The organism is Streptomyces sp. A 4/2 (genome assembly GCF_940670765.1).
Taxonomy (GTDB): Bacteria; Actinomycetota; Actinomycetes; order Streptomycetales; family Streptomycetaceae; genus Streptomyces.
In genome coordinates, this window is record NZ_CALNVW010000017.1 from 1 (window position 1) to 14,310 (window position 14,310).

The following is a 14,310-nucleotide window of genomic DNA, read 5'->3' on the forward strand; positions in this document are numbered from 1 at the left end:
AGGCAGCGGCTACGTGTCACCGAGCGTCGTCAACAACGCGCTGGACTGTCTCACCAAGGGAACGGGCTGCGGCTCGTTCAAGCCCTCGAAGACCTACCCGGGACTGCGTGGCGCCATGACCTGGTCGACCAACTGGGACGCCACATCGGGCAACGCCTGGTCACGTGCGGTCGGACCGCACGTCCACGCGCTGCCGTAGTTCCGTAGTTCCTGGTACGTCCTCCGCAGACGCGAAGCAGCGCCACCGCTCCCCCGGTGGCGCTGCTTCGGCCGGTCATTCCTTGCGCGCGACCACGAGCCGCCAGTTCGGGCTCCCGTCGGCGCGGCGGCCGAACTCCTCCAGCGGCAGCAGCCGTACGGAGAACCCCGCCCCGGTCAGGTCCTCCCGTACCCCGCCCAGCGGGAAGGTCCGGTAGTACATGACGAACGGTGGCCGCCACACGAGATTGCGTACGCGCATCACCGCGTCGAAGCCGAGCAGCGTCCAGTACAGCGGATCGCGGAGGGTCTGCGGTGCGCCGACGGGGAAGGCGAAGACCCCGCCGGGGCGCAGCGCGCGGTGCACCCCGGCGAAGAGGCCGGGCCGTTCGGCGGGCAGGAAGTGCCCGAACGCCCCGAAGCTCACCGCCAGGTCGAAGGCCTCGTCGAAGGGCAGGGCGCGGGCGTCGGCCCGTACCCACTCCGCGGAAGGCGGTGGTGCGCCCGCGTCGTTCTGCCGGGCCGCGGCCAGCATGCCGGCGCTGAAATCCACTCCGGTGATCCGCTCCGTACACAGCGGGCGCAGCACCCGCATCCCTGCCCCGGTGCCGCAGCAGACGTCGACACCCGCCGTGAACGGGCCGAGGGGCCGCAGGGTCCCGGTGACCGCGTCGAGGAGGCGGTCGGGGGTACGGAAGGGGGTCACGTCGAACTTCGGCGCCAGCAGGTCGTAGCCGTGCTCGATCGACGAGAGCGCCTGCACGGTCAGCTCACGAAAGGTGGGGCCCTTCGGGGCGAGCGGTCCCCGGTCGCCGAAGAGCACTGCCTTGGCCTGCGCGAACATCCAACTACCACCTTCGTACTCGGCTCCACACCAGCGGTCCGCGCCGGGTGGGTCTCCTTGTCCACAGACTACGTAGGCGGAGTGTGGCCTCCCGCCACCGGCAGGCCGCACTCCGGCACCGAGACGATCCCCGCAGCCGGTCAGCCGATGGGCAACCCCGCGTAGTTCTCCGCCAGTTCGGCTGCGGCGTGGCCGGACCCGGCGATTCTGTCCAGCTGCGAGACCTGCAGCCGGGTGGTGAACTCGTCCTGTTCCGGATCGACGTGCAAGGTGGTGGTCATGAACCAGGAGAAGTGCTCGGCACGCCAGACGCGACGCAGGCAGGTGTCCGAATAGGCGTCGAGAAGATCGTCGTTCCCCGTGCTCTGCAGCCGGGCGAAGGCACGGGCGAGGACGACGACGTCGGAAACCGCCAGGTTGAGTCCCTTGGCACCGGTCGGCGGCACGATGTGAGCGGCGTCTCCGGCCAGCAGTATCCGGCCCCAGCGCATCGGTTCGGTCACCTGGCTGCGCAGGGGCACCACCGATTTCGAGGTGATGGGGCCGCGCCGCAGCTTCCAGTCACCGGCGACGGCGAAGCGGGCGTCGAGTTCGTCCCAGATCCGTTCGTCGGACCACTGCGCCGGGTCCGTTCCGTTGGGTACCTGGAGGTAGAGCCTGCTGACGGTCTCCGAGCGCATGCTGTGCAGGGCGAATCCCCGCTCCGAATGGGCGTACACCAACTCGTCGACGGACGGGGGCACATCGGCGAGGATGCCGAGCCAGGAGTAGGGGTACACCCGCTCGTAGCTACGCCGGTGTTCTTCCGGGACGGCGGTGCGGGTCACCCCGTGGAATCCGTCGCAGCCGACCACGTAGTCACAGGCCAGCGTGGAATCGCGGCCCTGGTGGGTGTAGTGGATGACGGGCCGGTCGGTGTCCGCTCCGGTGACCGCGGTGACCGTGGCCTCGAAGAGCAGCTCGGGGCCGTCGGCGAGCTGGAGGGCTATCAGGTCCTTGACCACCTCGGTCTGCGCGTACACCCAGACCTTCCGACCGCCGGTCAGGGCGGGAAGGTCGATGCGGTGACCGCGTCCGCCCCAGCGCAGCTCGATGCCGTCGTGGGCGAGTCCCTCACGGTCCAGCCGGTCCGCCGCGCCGCAGGCGCGCAGCGCGTCCACCGTGCCCTGTTCCAGGATCCCGGCGCGCTGGCGCTGTTCGGCGTAGGCCCGGTCGCGGCTCTCCAGGACCACGCACTCCACACCGGCCTGGTGCAGCAGCCGGGCGAGCAGCAGCCCGGCCGGCCCGGCGCCGACTATGCCGACGGTCGTACGGCCGGTGGTCCGGGCGGAACGGGTGGTGGTGCCGGTCATCGGTCGTTCTCCTCTTCCTGCAGGATCCGGTCCGCGATCGCGAACGCGGTGTTGGCCGCGGGTACACCGCAGTACACGGCCGACTGGAGCAGCACTTCCTGGATCTCCTCGTGGGTGAGTCCGTTGCGGCGCGCGGCGCGGATGTGCAGGGCGAGTTCGTCGTGGTGTCCGCGGGCGATCAGCGCGGTGAGGGTGATGCAGCTGCGCGTACGGCGGTCGAGGCCGGGGCGGGTCCAGATCTCGCCCCAGGCGTAGCGGGTGATCAGGTCCTGGAACGGGGCGGTGAACGCGCTGGTGGCGGCGGACGCCCGTGCCACGTGCGCGGCGCCGAGCACGGCCCCGCGTACTTCCGTCCCTGCGGCGCGGACGGCCGCCCGCCCATCGTCGGCCGGCTGCCCGCCCGGGGCTCCGCCCAGGTGCCCGTTCAGTGCGGCGAGTACCCGGTCGGGTTGCTCGGCGGCGGCGAGATGGGACGCTTCCGGGATTTCGACGAGTGCGGCGCCGGGGATGCCGTCGGCCAGTTCCCTGGCGTGCGCGACCGGGGTGGCCGGGTCGTCGCGTCCGGCGACGACGAGGGTGGGCGCCTCGATCCGGGCCAGCGTTCCCCGCAGATCGAACGCGGCGAGGGCGTCGCAGCAGGCCGCGTATCCGGCGGGGGCGGTGGCCCGTAGGTCGTCGACCAGGGCGTTCGCGGTGGGTGTTCCGGCGAAGGCCGGGGTGAACCAGCGGGTGGCGGCGCCGGATGCGACGGCTTCGGTGCCGTGGGCGCGTACCTCGGCGGCGCGCTCGTGCCAGCCGGCTGGTTCGCCGAAGCGCGCCGAGGAGCAGACGAGGGCCAGCGAGGTGACCCGTGCGGGATGGTGCACGGCGAGCCAGGCGCCGACCGCGCCGCCCAGGGACACACCCGCGTAGGCGAACCTGTCGATGCGGAGGCTGTCGGCCAGGGCGAGCACGAGCCCGGCCAGATCGGCGACGGTCGTGGTGCCGGAGGTGGGCAGGGCATCCACCGGGGTGCCGCCATGACCGGGCAGATCCCAGCGGACGACGTGATGGTGCCGGGCCAGCGCGGGCACCTGCGCGTCCCACAGCGCGAGTGAGGTGCCGAGCGAGGGGCCGAGGAGCAGCGCGGGCGCGTCGGCGGATCCGTCGGCCCGGTGGTGCAGGAGAGGGGTCATGAGCGGTGGTCCTCTGGGGTGACATCGTCGGGTACGGATGTGGCGTCGTACGTGTGCGGGGGTGCGGCGGGCGTGGGTGCGGCCCGCGTGGGTGCGGCCCGCGTGGGTGCGGCCGGCGTGGGTGCGGTGTGCGTGGGTGCGGCCGGCGTGAGTGCGGTGTGCGCCCCTGCGGCCCGCGTGGGTGCGGTGACTCCGGGCGGGGCGGTGCGTCGGTGCCGCAGGGCGCGGTCCGTCAGCGCGGTGGCCGCGCCGAGATGGCCGGTGGGGTCGAGCAGTTCCTTCAACTGCGCTCCGGAGAGCGCCCCGGCGAGTGCCGGTTCACCGGCGAGCGCCTCTGCCAGCGGTAGCGCCCCGGCGGCGGCCCGGCGCGAGGCGCGGGTCAGCAGTCGCCGCGCTTCGCCGCGTCCCACCAGCGGTTCGAATGCGGCGACCAGCCGCTCGGAGACGATCAGGCCCGAGGTCAGATCGAGATGCTCGCGCATCGTGCGCCGTGATACCCGCAGCCCGGCGGCGAGTTCGACCGCGTCCCGTGCCGCTCCCCCGACCAGCCGCAGTGCCTGGCGCAGGGGCTGCCACTCGGCGTGCCAGGCCCCTGCCGGGCGTTCGTCCTCAGCCACCATCGATCCGTACAACACAGCTGCCAGAGAGGGGAGTTGGCGTGCGGCGGCGGCGATGAGGGTGGCGCGCACCGGGTTGGCCTTGTGCGGCATCGCGGACGAGCCGCCGCCCGAGCCCTCGGCCACTTCGGCGATCTCCGTACGCGACAGCACCAGCACATCGGCGGCGATCTTGCCGAGCCCCCCGCCGGTCAGTGCCAGCGCGCCGCCCAGCTCGGCCACGGGCGTGCGCAGCACGTGCCACGGCAGCACGGGCTCGGCGAGGCCGCACTCCGCGGCGAAGCGCGCGGCGAGCGGCAGGGCGTGCTCCCCGAAGGCCGCCAATGTCCCGGCGGCACCGCCCAGTTGGGTGGGGAGTGGGACGGCGCCGAGCCGGTCGCGGGCGTCGAGTACCAGCTCGCGCCAGCCTGCGGCCTTGAGGCCGAAGGTGGTGGGGACGGCCTGCTGCGTCAGGGTCCGGCCGGGCATCGGAGTGGCGCGGTGTTCGGCCGCCAGCCGGGCGAGTGCTTCCGCCGCGCGGTCCAGATCCGCCGTGATCAGCACTCTCGCCCGGTGGGCGACCAGCATGGCCGCCGTGTCGAGGATGTCCTGGCTGGTGGCCCCGCGGTGGACGTGGGCCGCGTACCGCTCGGGTACCGCGCGGGTGAGTGCGGCGATCAGCGGAATCACCGGGTTGCCGCCCGCGCGGGCGCTCACCGCCAGCGCCCGCAGGTCGAAATCTGCGGCCCGCGCCGCCCGGCCGACCGCGTCGGCGGCCTCGGCGGGGACCAGGCCGAGGGCTGCCTGCGCGCGCGTCAGCGCCGCCTCGGCGTCCAGCATGCCCTGGAGGAACGCCTGGTCGCCGGTCGCTTCCTCGACCGGCGAACCGGCCCAGCCGGGGCCCAGCAGTCCGACGTCAGAGGGGCCGGGGAGGGTGCCGGAGTCAGTGGAAGTCAAGGAAGACCGTCTCCTCGGTGGTTCCCCCCTGGAGCCTGATGTCGAAACCGTAGACCCCGCTGCGCTCCTCGTCGGCCACCAGCGTGGCGCGCCGCTCGGCGGGGAGCGAGACGAGCAGCGCGTCCGGCTCGTACCCGGGCACGGGCAGATAGGCACGGGTGTAGAGGTGGTGCAGCAGTCCGCGGGCGAAGACGCAGATGGACAGGTACGGGGTGTCGTGGCGCGGCAGCAGGGTGCGGAGCGCCCAGTGGCCGTCGGCGTCGGTGGCGACGCGGCCGAAGCCGGTGAAGTCCACGCCGTGGCGGCCCAGTACCGCGCCGGTCACCGGATCGCGGCGCAGCGAGCCGGGGGCGCCGGTGCGGGAGCCGTCGGGGGCGGCCTGCCAGAAGTCGAGCAGCGCGTCGGGCACGGGGCTGCCGTCGCCGTCGAGGACCCGGCCGTGCACGGTGACCGCGTCGGGGTGGCCGGCCGGTGCGATCTCGCCGCCGCCGGTGAAGGGGAGGGCGTATCCGTAGAAGGGGCCCACGGTCTGCGAGGGGGTGGGAAGGGGCGGGACGGTCACTGTGCGTCCTCCGTCCAGGTCGCCTGCGGGCCGTCGAGCACGATGTCGAAGCGGTAGCCGAGGGACCACTCGGACCGGGACAGGTCGTGGACATACTCGGCGACCAGGCGGTCGCGGGCTGCCGGGTCGGTCACGGACTGGAAGATCGGGTCGTAGCGGAACAGCGGATCGCCGGGGAAGTACATCTGGGTGACCAGACGCTGGGTGAAGGCGGTTCCGAAGAGGGAGAAGTGGATGTGGGCGGGCCGCCAGGCGTTGAGGTGGTTGCGCCACGGATACGCGCCCGGCTTGACGGTGGTGAAGCTGTAGTTGCCCTGCTGGTCCGTCAGGCACCGCCCCACACCGGTGAAGTTGGGGTCGAGCGGGGCGGGGTGCTGGTCGCGCAGATGGGCGTAGCGACCGGAGGAGTTGGCCTGCCACATCTCCACGAGCTGCCCGCGTACGGGCCTGTTGTCACGGTCGACGACGCGGCCGGTGACGGTGATCCGCTCGCCGAGCGGCTCGCCGGTGTGCTGCCGGGTCAGGTCCGCGTCCAGGTCCGTGACGTCGGTGACGCCGAAGACGGGTCCGGTCAGTTCGACGGCTTCCGGGTCCTCGACCACCACCAGCGACTGCCGGGGGTGGCGCAGGGCGGTGCTGCGGTACGGGGCGTAGTCGCGGGCCGGGTGTGCCCGGCCGTCGGGGACGACGGCCGCCATCTCCGCGTCGACGGTTGCTTGTTCGGTCATCCGAGCTCTCCTCGTGGGAACGGCGGTAGGGGTGTGTCGTGCGGAAGCGGTGGTATGCCGCGTGGGAACGGGAGTACCGGTGGACCGCGTGGGAACGGCGGGACCGGTGCGCCGTGTGGAAGCGCGGGTACGGGTCGGCCACGTGGAAGCAGGGGTACGGGTCGGCCACATGGCCGGGGCGGTCACGGTGCCTGAAGGACCTTCGCCGCGGTGCGGTCGCGCAGTTCCCGCGGGCTCACGCCGGGGGCGGTCTCCACCAGCAGCAGGCCGTCCGCCGTGACGTCCAGTACGCCGAGGTCGGTGATGATCCGGTGCACGCACGCTCTGCCGGTGAGCGGCAGGGTGCACTCCTCCAGGAGTTTGGGGCTGCCGTCCCTGGCGTTGTGCTCCATCAGCACGACGACCCGGCGGGCGCCGTGCACCAGGTCCATCGCGCCGCCCATGCCCTTGACCATTTTTCCGGGAATCATCCAGTTGGCCAGGTCGCCGCGGGCGGACACCTGCATGGCACCGAGCACCGCGACATCGATGTGACCGCCGCGGATCATGCCGAAGGAGAGCGCGGAGTCGAAGAAGGAGGCGCCCGGTACGACGGTGACCGTCTCCTTGCCCGCGTTGACCAGATCGGGGTCCACCTCCGCCTCGGTCGGGTACGGGCCGACGCCGAGGATCCCGTTCTCGGACTGGAACACCACGTCCACGCCGTCGGGCAGGAAGCTGGGGATCAGTGTCGGCAGACCGATGCCGAGGTTCGCGTAACTGCCGTCCGGCAGTTCACCGGCGGCGCGGGCCGCCATCTCGTCCCTGGACCAGGCCATCAGCCGCGCACCTTCTTCTTCTCGATTCCCTTGTCCGCCGCCTGCTGCGGGGTCAGTTCGAGTACGTGCTGCACGAACACCCCCGGTACGTGGATCTCGTCCGGGTCCAGCTCGCCGGGCTCGACCAGTTGCTCCACCTCGGCGACGGTGATCCGCCCGGCCATCGCGGCCAGCGGGTTGAAGTTGCGGGCCGCCCGGCGGAAGACGAGATTCCCGTGCCGGTCGCCCCGCGCGGCGCGGACCAGGGCGAAGTCCGTGGTGATCGCACGCTCCAGGACGTACTCGGCGCCGTCGAACTCGCGTACTTCCTTGGCGGGGGAGCCCAGCGCCACCGTGCCGTCCGGGGCGTAGCGCCAGGGCAGTCCGCCCTCGGCGACCGGGGTGCCGACGCCCGCGGGCGTGAAGAAGGCCGGAATACCGGCGCCGCCCGCGCGGAGCCGCTCGGCGAGGGTGCCCTGCGGGGTGAGTTCCAGTTCGAGTTCGCCGCCCAGGTAGCGGCGGGCGAACTCCTTGTTCTCGCCGACATAGCTGCCGGTGACCCTGACGATCCGTCCGGCCGCCAGCAGGATGCCCAGCCCACCGCCGTCCACGCCGCAGTTGTTGGACACCACGCTCAGCCCGCGCGCGCCCTGCCGGTGGAGGGCGGCTATCAGCACATCGGGCACTCCGCTGAGGCCGAAGCCGCCCACGGCCAGCGAGGATCCGTCGCCGATGCCGGCGACCGCCTCAGCAGCCGTGGGAACTGTCTTGTCCATCCGTCCGTCCGATCGCGTTCGCCTGATGAACTATTGTTCAAATTGTGTCGGCGAGTCTCCGCCCGTACCGGCCCGGTTGTCAACGGTGCGCGTGCCGACCGGCCCGACCGGTACCGTTCCGAGCACGAGGAGGAGACCGATGCCGCAGATCAGCACCACCGACGCCGCCGACGAGGCCCCCGCGGGCCCGCTGGAGCGGGGCCTCACCGTGTTGCGCACGCTCGCCGCGGCGCCGGGCGGGCGGCTGAGCGCCAGCGAACTGGCCCGCGCCACCGGCCTGGCCCGTTCGCCCGTCGACCGCATCGCGACCACGCTCGTACATCTGGGACACCTGCGGGCCGACGGCCGGGACCTGGCGCTCGCCCCGCGTTCGATGGAACTGGGCGGCGCCTACCTGCGCGCGGCCCCCCTGGCGGACGTACTCGGGCCGCTCGCCGAGCAGTTGGCCGACGCCCTCGACGAATCCGTCTCGCTCGCGGTGCCGGACGTGGACGCGGTCCGCTTCGTCACGCAGGCCACCCGCAGACGCACCCTGTCCGTGAGTTTCCGGACCGGTGACGCGCTCCCGGCCGAATCCTGCGCCCCGGGCGCACTGTTCGCGGCGGACTGGGGGCCCGAGCAGTACACGGTCTGGCGCGAGCGGCGCGACGACGGGGGCGGTACGGCGTTCGCGGTCCCGCTGCCGGCCGGCACGGATGTCCGCGCCACCGAGGCGGGGCTCGTGCGGCGTGCGGCGCTCACACGGGAGCGCGGCTGGTCCGTGGACGATCAACTGGTCGAGCCGGGCCTGGTGGCGCTGGCCGTACCGGTCGCCGACGCCACCGGTCGTACGGTGTGCGCGCTGAGCGTGGTCAGCCACACCAGCCGTCACTCCGCCGACTCGCTGCGCGGCTTCGCGCTGGACCGGATGCGGCACACGGCGCGGGCCATGACGGCGGCGCTCGCGGCGCACACCCCGCGGAGCCCGGCCCCGGACGTCCCGGACCGTGACGCCTCACGGGACCCGAAGGAGGAGCTGGGGCCCGCGTACCTCCAGTCGCTCGCCCGGGGCCTCTCGGTGCTCGCGGCCCTGGGCTCCACCGAGGGCGGGCTGCCGCTCGCCGCGGTCGCCCGTACCACTGCGCTTTCCCGTGCCACCGCCCGGCGTTCGCTGCTGACACTGCAGCAGAAGGGGTACGCCGAGTCGGCCGACGGGCTCTTCTCCCCCACCCCGCGGGTGCTCGAACTCGGCTATTCCGTCCTGTCCGGGCTCACCCTCGGCGAGCTCGCCCAGCCGCACCTGGCCGCCCTGGTGGCACAGGTCCACGAGTCGGCATCGGTGGCGGTCCTGGACGGTGACGACATCCGTTACGTGGCGCGCGTCGCCGCCGGGCGCATCATGAGCGTGAACATCACGGTCGGCACCCGCTTCCCCGCGTACGCCACGTCGATGGGCCGGGTACTGCTCGCCGGGCTGCCCCCCACTGAGCGAGCCGCCCGGCTCGGCAGCGCCGGACTGCGCCCGCTGACACCGCACACACTCACCGGCGCCGACGCCGTCCGCGCCGTCCTGGACACCACGGAGGAGTCCGGATATGCCATGGTCGACCAGGAGTTGGAGGAGGGGCTGCGGTCGCTCGCGGTACCGGTGCGGGACCGGAACGGCTCGGTGATCGCCGCGGTGAACGTCTCCCTGCACGCCGGGCGCACCTCGGCGGACGCAGCACGTACCGGCATCCTGCCGGCCCTGCGGGAGTGCGGCGCCCGGATCACCGGCGATGTCGCCCTGGTCTCCGACCGGCAGCCACTGCGGATCGACTGACCAGCGATCGGCCGGTCAGCGGGAACCTCCGGCGGTGGACGGCAGGGCAGCCTCCGCCGGGCTGTCGGCGAAGACCGGCCGGACAGGACCTGGTTCCGGCGTACGGGGTGCGGCAGCGGTGGACTCCCGGACCACCAGGCGCGGCCGGATGAGCAGGGACCGTCCGGCCGCGGGCGCCGACTCGATGCAGGCACGCAGCTGCTGGAAGGTCTCGGCCGCCATCTCGGGCAGTGGCTGACGGACCGTGGTGAGCGGCGGTTCGAAGAGGTCGGCGAGCAGGATGTCGTCGAAGCCGACCACCGAGATGTCGTGTCCGGCCCTGCGGCCCGCGTCCTTCGCCCCCCGGCAGATGCCGATCGCGCACATGTCGTTGATGGCGACGAACGCGGTGGGCGGACGGTCCCCGGTGAGGAGTTCCCGGGCAGCGTTCCGGCCCAGCTCGGCGGCGTCCTTGTCCCCGAACTCCGTGGTGACGGCTCCCGGCCACACCACGGCGTCCCCGGGGTCGAGCCCGGCCGCCTCCAGCGCGGCGTGGAAGCCGCGCAGCCGTTCGCGGCGGTTGACGCTGTGCACGGAGCCCGAGACGAACGCCAGCCTGCGATGGCCGAGTTCGATCAGGTGACGGGTCGCCAGTTCGGCGCCCATCGCGTTGTCCACGCTGATACTGGCCAGCGAGGGCGGGTCGCCCGCCTGCGCGGTGCGGTCGAACGCGACCATCTTGAGGCCGCGGCTGAGCAGCGGAGTCACATGGTCGAGCGTGGGCAGCGAGGAGCAGAGCACCACACCGCTCACCCCGTCCGCGAGCAGTTCCTCCCCGTACTTCAGCTCACGCGCGGGATCACGCTCGCTGTTGCAGAGCAGTACGTGGTACCCATCGGCGAGGGCGATGGCCTCCAACTCGCGGGCGAGTGAACCCCAGAAGGGGTTGGCGACCGACGGCACGATGAGGCCGATGACCTTGATCCGGCCGGTGCGCAGCATGCGGGCCGCGCGGTTGGGCCGGTAGCTGAGCCGTTCTATCGCCTGCTCCACGCGGGCGAGCGTCGTGGCCTGCATACGGTCCGTACGCCCGTTGAGGACGTTGGAGACCGTACTTGCGGAGACCCCTGCGGCCTCCGCGACCTGATGGATCGTTACCTGGCTCATGCCACCTCCGGTTCGGACCGCACTAGCGAACTCAGTGTACCGATTTACTGAACTCTCTTCACCGATACATCCGTTAACTTCCCTGAAAGATTCTTGCGTACCAGCTGTTGACGTCCCTCCGGAGACGTTCCTACTCTCAGTGCATCGATTTACAAGCACTTCCCAGCCATCTCTGGGGTGCAATGACTGGATCGATCCATCGCCTTCACCTCAAAAGGGGTGCCCCATGGAACTCAGCAGACGATCGATGCTCACTGTCATCGGCGCGGGGACCGCCGTCGCCCTCACCGGATGCGGCGCCGGCAGCACCACGGCCGGCTCGGCCGACGGCCCCGCCGAGGGCGAGATCACCCTCCTCACCCCGATCTACGAAGGATCCGACGGCAAGAAGCTCCTGGAGCAGGAGATCCTCGGCGGGTTCCGCAAGAAGCACCCGCGCGTCAAGGTCAACGTGGACTACACCACGTACACCCAGCTCAACGAGAAGATCACCACCGGCCTCGCGGGCGGGTTGCTGCCCGACGTCATGATGATGGGTGTCGGCTGGATCCCCCCGTTCGCCGCCAAGAAGGCGATCGCCCCGCTCCCGGAGGAGCTGGCCACCGCGCACGACTACCAGAAGCGGGTCCTGGAGCCGTCCCGCTACGACGGCAAGCTGTACGCCCTGCCGGTCGTCCTCGACACCCGGATCGTCGTCTTCCGCAAGGACCACTTCGAGGCGGCCGGAATCCGGAAGACTCCGGCCAACTGGCAGGAACTCCGCGCGGTGGCGAAGCAGTTGACGGGGCACGGGCGAACCGGTTTCGACCCGTTCTCCATCGAACTGCGGCAGTGCTGGGAGGCGTTCCTGTACGCGAACGGCGGCTCGCTGTTCAGCGCGGACGGCAAGAAGGTGCGGTTCACCGACGCCCGCGGGGTAGAGGCGCTGCAGTTCTTCAAGGACCTGAGCGCCGACGGTTCCGCGGACTACACGAAGAAGACGGATCTCGGCGCCCCTACGAACATCCAGACCGGCAAGGCGTCGATGATGATGACGACCAGCGGGCTGTGGCACCAGCTGGAGGTCCAGAATCCGGAGCTCATCAAGGAGGACAAGGTCGGCGCGTTCATTCTCGCCAACCGCAGGCCCGCGATGCTCCAGGGCGGCACCCTCGTCACCCAGTCCGCCAGTTCCAAGCACCCGGCGGCGGCACGCGCCCTCGTCGAGTACCTCGCGACCCCCGATTCGGTCCTCGGCGCCGCCGAACAGCGCGGCTCGGTGCCCGGACTCAGCGATCTCGACGACTCCGGTTACGCCAAGGAGAACAAGTTCGTCGACATCTCGCTGAAGAACATGGGCTCCGCCTGTTCGGAGGGCGGCACCGCGGCCTGGATGGAGATCCGGGAAAAGATCAAGCCGACGCTGGAACCCGCCATCGTGGGCGGCCAGTCCGCGAAGGACGCCATCGCGGAACTCGGCCGGCTCGCCGAAGCCGCCATCGGCCGGATGTAAGGACGCGTCACTGTGGGAGCAACGTCCGTACTGAAGGCACGGCCCACCCGGCCGCCTTCCCCGCCCGACGACACCGCGCCCCGGCGCACCCGGCGCGCCCGCCGCCCCCCGACGGGGCCGGGCCGCCGCCGGCGCCGCGCCGGAATGCTGATGGTGGCGCCCGCGCTGCTGCACGCCTCACTCTGGATCGGTCTGCCGGTCCTCGCCTCGGTGGTGCTGGCCTTCACGAAGTACGACGTGCTGACCGCACCGCAGTTCGTGGGCCTGCAGAACTTCCGGGAGATGCTGGGCGACGCGGTCTTCCGCAAGTCCATCGTCAACACCGTCGTCTACACCTTCTTCACCGTGCCGTTCGGCATGGTGCTGGGGCTGCTGATGGCCCTGGCCCTGCACACCGGGCTCAAGGCCCGCGGCATCTTCCGCACCGCGGTCTTCCTGCCGCAGGTGACGGCCACGGTGGCCATCGCGCTGGTCTGGCTGTGGATCTACAAGCCGGACAACGGCCTCTTCAACACCCTGCTCTCGCTCGTCGGGATCAACGGTCCGGCCTGGCTGTCCTCGACGGCCTGGGCCATGCCCTCGGTCATCCTGGTCGGCATCTGGCAGGGCATCGGCATGAAGATGCTCATCTATCTGGCCGCGCTCCAGTCCCTGCCGAAGGAGCTGTACGAGGCGGCGTCGGTGGACGGCGCGTCCAGGGTGCGGCAGTTCTTCTCGATCACCCTGCCGCTGCTGAAACCCGCGACGTTCTTCGTGCTGATCACGTCGATGATCAACGCGTTCCAGGCCTTCGACCAGATCTACGTCCTGACCGACGGCGGTCCGGCCAACAGCACCACGATGATGACGTACGAGATCTACAAGTCCGCCTTCCGGGAGTTCCGCGTCGGATACGCCAGCGCCCAGTCGCTGGTGCTCTTCGTCCTACTGATGGGCTTCACCCTGGTCAACCGGCGGATCATGGGAGGCACCCGTGGCCACAGTTGAGCTCCGCAAGCCGAAGGCGCGGGCCCGGAGGCCGGTCCCGGCCCGCCGGATCGCGCTCTACGCGACGCTGAGCGCGATCTCGCTGCTGATGGTGGTGCCGTTCGTCTGGATGGTGCTCACCTCGCTGAAGAGCCCGGTGGAGATCGCCTCGCAGCATGCCGGACTGCTGCCGGAACACTGGCAGTTCAGCAATTACGCGGACGCGCTGAAGGCCGCGCCGTTCGCCACGTACGCCCGGAACAGTTTCATCATCGCGTTCAGCCACACCCTGCTCAATGTGGTGGTCGCGTCGATGGCCGGGTACGCCCTGGCGCGCATCAGGTTCCGCGGCAGCGAGACGATCTTCTACCTCTTCGTCGCCGCGCTGATGATCCCGACGTACACCAAGGTGCTGCCGGAGTTCCTGATCGTCCGCTTCATGCCGCTGGCCGGCGGGAACGACCTCTTCGGCCAGGGCGGCAGCGGCTGGCTGGACACCTGGTGGGCGCTGATCGTCCCGGGCGCCGTCACCCCGTTCGCCGTCTTCCTCTTCCGGCAGTTCTACCTGGACCTGCCGGTGGAGCTGGAGGAGGCGGCCAGGCTCGACGGGCTGAGCGAGTTCCGCATCTACGCCCAGATCATGACCCCGCAGGTCAAACCCGCCCTCACCACGGTGGCGCTGCTGACCTTCGAGGCGTCGTGGAACAACTTCCTCTGGCCACTGCTGGTGACCCGCAGCGACAACCTCCGGGTGATCCAGGTGGGGCTCTCCGTCTTCAAGACGGAGAACGGCACCCAGTGGCAGTTCCTGATGGCCGGCACCACCCTGGCCACCCTTCCCATGGTCGTTCTCTTCCTCATCGGCCAGCGCTACTTCGTGCAGGGCTTCGCCACCGCCGGTCTCAAGTGACCGGCTCCAG

At 71.2% G+C, this 14,310-nt stretch carries 12 protein-coding genes and 2 pseudogenes; 5 read left to right on the forward strand and 9 right to left on the reverse strand.

The genetic code is table 11. The annotated features are described in order from the left end of the window. A pseudogene (locus NBY69_RS10865) lies at positions 1-199 on the forward strand (chitinase); the annotation flags it as partial. A 75-nt stretch (positions 200-274) separates the two neighbouring features. Here NBY69_RS10865 and NBY69_RS10870 read toward each other — a convergent pair. The 8 genes and pseudogenes from NBY69_RS10870 to NBY69_RS10905 form a co-directional block, all read right to left on the reverse strand. After that, positions 275-1,042 (reverse strand): class I SAM-dependent methyltransferase, encoded by a 768-nt coding sequence (locus NBY69_RS10870; protein ID WP_250300438.1) that lies wholly within the window; start codon positions 1,040-1,042, stop codon positions 275-277. A gap of 140 nt (positions 1,043-1,182) precedes the next feature. After that, positions 1,183-2,394, reverse strand: a complete 1,212-nt coding sequence (locus NBY69_RS10875; RefSeq protein WP_250300440.1) for a 4-hydroxybenzoate 3-monooxygenase — start codon at positions 2,392-2,394, stop codon at positions 1,183-1,185. Continuing rightward, positions 2,391-3,569: a 3-oxoadipate enol-lactonase gene (gene pcaD, locus NBY69_RS10880; RefSeq protein ID WP_250300442.1), complete on the reverse strand. Its 1,179-nt coding sequence runs from the start codon at positions 3,567-3,569 to the stop codon at positions 2,391-2,393. The genes NBY69_RS10875 and pcaD overlap by 4 nt, the downstream gene beginning before the upstream one ends. Positions 3,570-3,778: 209 nt before the next feature. Further along, positions 3,779-5,122, reverse strand: a pseudogene (pcaB, locus tag NBY69_RS10885) (3-carboxy-cis,cis-muconate cycloisomerase); the annotation flags it as partial. Next, positions 5,109-5,684, reverse strand: coding sequence for a protocatechuate 3,4-dioxygenase subunit alpha (gene pcaG / locus NBY69_RS10890; RefSeq protein WP_250300444.1), 576 nt, complete (start codon positions 5,682-5,684; stop codon positions 5,109-5,111). The pseudogene pcaB and the gene pcaG, both read right to left, overlap by 14 nt. After that, a complete protein-coding gene (gene pcaH, locus NBY69_RS10895; protein WP_250300445.1) occupies positions 5,681-6,412 on the reverse strand; it encodes a protocatechuate 3,4-dioxygenase subunit beta in 732 nt (243 codons plus the stop codon). The genes pcaG and pcaH overlap by 4 nt, the downstream gene beginning before the upstream one ends. A gap of 182 nt (positions 6,413-6,594) precedes the next feature. Then, positions 6,595-7,230, reverse strand: a complete 636-nt coding sequence (locus tag NBY69_RS10900) for a CoA transferase subunit B (protein WP_250300447.1) — start codon at positions 7,228-7,230, stop codon at positions 6,595-6,597. Beyond that, positions 7,230-7,985 (reverse strand): CoA transferase subunit A, encoded by a 756-nt coding sequence (locus tag NBY69_RS10905; protein WP_250300449.1) that lies wholly within the window; start codon positions 7,983-7,985, stop codon positions 7,230-7,232. The genes NBY69_RS10900 and NBY69_RS10905 overlap by 1 nt, the downstream gene beginning before the upstream one ends. Before the next feature lie 139 nt (positions 7,986-8,124). Between NBY69_RS10905 and NBY69_RS10910 the strand changes: the two genes are divergently transcribed. Next, entirely contained in the window at positions 8,125-9,786 is a 1,662-nt protein-coding gene (locus tag NBY69_RS10910; protein WP_250300451.1) for an IclR family transcriptional regulator C-terminal domain-containing protein, read from the forward strand. A 15-nt stretch (positions 9,787-9,801) separates the two neighbouring features. Here NBY69_RS10910 and NBY69_RS10915 read toward each other — a convergent pair whose 3' ends face one another. Then, a complete protein-coding gene (locus tag NBY69_RS10915) occupies positions 9,802-10,932 on the reverse strand; it encodes a LacI family DNA-binding transcriptional regulator (RefSeq protein WP_250300453.1) in 1,131 nt (376 codons plus the stop codon). Positions 10,933-11,158: 226 nt separating this feature from the next. Here NBY69_RS10915 and NBY69_RS10920 point away from each other — a divergent pair, with 226 nt between their 5' ends. From NBY69_RS10920 to NBY69_RS10930, 3 genes are read left to right on the forward strand one after another with little or no spacing between them, the layout of a single operon-like run. After that, on the forward strand, positions 11,159-12,424 hold the full coding sequence (locus tag NBY69_RS10920; RefSeq protein ID WP_250300455.1) for an ABC transporter substrate-binding protein: 1,266 nt from the start codon (positions 11,159-11,161) through the stop codon (positions 12,422-12,424). A gap of 12 nt (positions 12,425-12,436) precedes the next feature. Beyond that, positions 12,437-13,411 (forward strand): carbohydrate ABC transporter permease, encoded by a 975-nt coding sequence (locus NBY69_RS10925; protein ID WP_250300457.1) that lies wholly within the window; start codon positions 12,437-12,439, stop codon positions 13,409-13,411. Then, positions 13,398-14,300 (forward strand): carbohydrate ABC transporter permease, encoded by a 903-nt coding sequence (locus NBY69_RS10930; protein ID WP_250300459.1) that lies wholly within the window; start codon positions 13,398-13,400, stop codon positions 14,298-14,300. The genes NBY69_RS10925 and NBY69_RS10930 overlap by 14 nt, the downstream gene beginning before the upstream one ends. The last annotated feature ends 10 nt before the right edge of the window (positions 14,301-14,310 follow it).